This is a genomic window from Ruegeria sp. AF7 (assembly GCF_056541885.1).
Genome location: NZ_JBQFYX010000045.1, coordinates 1 through 2,420 on the forward strand (window position 1 = coordinate 1; position 2,420 = coordinate 2,420).

A 2,420-nucleotide genomic window follows, 5' to 3' on the forward strand; every position below is an offset into this window, starting at 1 on the left:
ATTTTGCGAGGTGAGTTTCTCCATGGAGACTATGAGAGAGTTTCTCATTGGGTTGGGTGTTGTTTTCTCAACCGATGGGACACGGCGGTGGCCGGATGATGTGAAGGCGCGGATTGTGGCGGAGACGTTGCTGCCGGGTGCGACGGTGAATGAAGTTGCTGCCAAATATGGCTTGAAGCCGAACCATGTCTCGTCGTGGCGGCGGATGGCCAAAGATGGTGATCTTGTTTTGCCGGTTTTGGAGGAGGAAGCCACCTTTGCGCCGCTGGTGGTTTTTGAAGATCCACCTGCGCCGCCGCCCCAGGAAGTTGGACCGCCAGCGCGGACCATCGAGATCACCGCTGGGGGCATTTTGATAAAGCTGGATGGGGCTACTCCGGCGACGCGGGTTGCTGAGATTGTCCGGGCACTTGGGGTTGGGTCATGATCTTCCCCTCGAACCGGGTGCGGATCCTGGTGGCGACCAATCCGGTGGATTTCCGGGAAGGTCATGACGGGCTGTCAGCGCTGGTGCAATCGGTTCTGCGCAAAGACCCCTTCACAGGGACGGTTTTTGTGTTCCGTTCCAAACGCGCCGACAGGCTCAAGCTGCTTTACTGGGATGGGACGGGCCTCGTGATGGCATACAAGCGGCTGGAAGACACGAGCTTTACCTGGCCCGCCATTCGGGACGGTGTGATGTCGCTGAACCACGCCCAGTTCGAGGCGCTTTTTGCGGGACTGGACTGGCGCAAGGTGAAGGCTTTGGAAAGCCGCCCTCCGGCTGCGGCTGAATGAATCAGGAGGTCGATTGGGCTCTGTAAACTTGGGCTTTCGTGCTATGCGGCGGCCATGTCCGACGCTGCCAATGACCTTGATTTGAGCCTGCTGCCGCCCGAGTTCCGGGCGCTGTTTGAGGCGCAGGCCGCGCAGGTCGCAGAACTCAAGGAGATCAATAAAAGGCTTGAGCATCTGGTGGCTGAACTGAACCATGCGGTGCATGGCAAGAAGTCCGAGAAGCTGGACGAGAATGACCGGCAGCTCTTGTTCGAAGAGCTCGAAGTTGCCATCGCCGAGGTGCACGAGCGCAAGGACACCCAAGCCACCGGAGAAGATGCACCCAAACGCAAACCGGTGGCGCGGCGCAACCTGGGCAATCTGCCCGAGCATCTGGAACGCATCGAGCAGATTGTCGAACCCGACAGCTTGATTTGCCCCTGCGGGTGCAGGGAGATGCATATGATTGGCGAGGACCGATCCGAGCGTCTGGATATCGTGCCCGCCAAACTGCGCGTGATTGTCACTGTGCGCCCAAAATACGCCTGCCGTCATTGCACTGACGGAGTGACCCAGGCCCCAGCGCCAGCGCGCCTGATCGAAAGGGCGCTGCCGACAGAGGGCAGCATCGCGCATGTGTTGGTGTCAAAATATGCAGATCACTGCCCGCTTCACAGGCAATCCCAAATCCTGGGTCGTGCAGGTATCGACATTCACCGCTCAACGCTGGCCGATTGGGTCGGCAAAGCGGCTTTCCATCTGGGGCCGGTGGTCGACCGGCTGGCCGAACACCTGAAGACATCCACGAAGCTATTTATGGATGAGACAACCGCGCCGATCCTCGATCCCGGCCGCAATAAAACCAAAACCGGATACCTCTGGGCACTGGCGCGTGATGACCGGAATTGGGGCGGCGATGACCCGCCGGGGGTGGTGTTCTTCTACGCCCCAGATCGGCGGGGCGAGAATGCGGAGAAATTCCTCACCGGCTTCGATGGCATCCTGCAACTGGACGGCTATCAAGGGTACAATCGCCTGACCCGCGCCACGCGCAAGGGCGGCGAGCCCATCGTCGTTGCCCATTGTTGGGCACACGCTCGCCGCAAGCTCAAGGAAATCCATGATCGCGACAAATCCGAGATCGCGGCAGAGGGCCTGCGCCAGATCGCCCAGATCTACGCTATCGAAAAAGATATCCGAGGCACATCCCCCGGCCAGCGCCTCTCGGCCCGCCAAGCCCGATCTGCGCCTCTGGTCGCCGCCTTCGGCGAGTGGCTGCAAACACAGCGCACCCGCGTCTCTGCCAAATCCCGCCTCGGTGAAAAACTGGCGTATATCCACCGCCATTGGGACGGATTACAAACCTTCCTCACCGACGGGCGCGTCGAGATAGACAGCAACCAAGTCGAAAATTTAATCCGCCCAATTGCGCTAAATCGGAAAAACGCACTGTTTGCAGGCCACGACGAAGGTGGCAAGGCCTGGGGGCGTATCGCCTCACTGATCGAAACCTCAAAAATCAACGGTGTCGAACCATTCGCCTATCTCAAGGCCACACTCGAAGCCATCGCTGCCGGACACTCAAAAAATCAGATCGACGACCTGCTCCCGTGGAACTTTAAGCAGTCAAGCTGAAAGCCCAGCGGTCTTCAGCCACCGCTTAC

Annotated in this window: 3 protein-coding genes; all 3 read left to right on the forward strand. The window is 59.3% G+C overall.

The annotated features are described in order from the left end of the window. Positions 1-427 (forward strand): IS66-like element accessory protein TnpA (gene tnpA, locus ACR0AP_RS20815; RefSeq protein WP_480509190.1); only part of this gene is annotated, 427 nt, incomplete at its 5' end. Continuing rightward, the gene (gene tnpB, locus ACR0AP_RS20820; RefSeq protein ID WP_480509192.1) at positions 424-777 is read left to right on the forward strand and encodes an IS66 family insertion sequence element accessory protein TnpB; all 354 of its coding nucleotides are present in this window, start codon (positions 424-426) and stop codon (positions 775-777) included. The genes tnpA and tnpB, both read left to right, overlap by 4 nt. Before the next feature lie 54 nt (positions 778-831). Next, positions 832-2,391 (forward strand): IS66 family transposase, encoded by a 1,560-nt coding sequence (gene tnpC / locus ACR0AP_RS20825; RefSeq protein WP_480509194.1) that lies wholly within the window; start codon positions 832-834, stop codon positions 2,389-2,391. The last annotated feature ends 29 nt before the right edge of the window (positions 2,392-2,420 follow it).

Excerpts from the sequence above, each read along its gene's own strand:
- tnpB (WP_480509192.1), top strand. The coding sequence starts at position 424 with ATGATCTTCCCCTCGAACCGGGTGCGGATCCTGGTGGCGACCAATCCG.
- tnpC (WP_480509194.1), top strand. The coding sequence starts at position 832 with ATGTCCGACGCTGCCAATGACCTTGATTTGAGCCTGCTGCCGCCCGAG.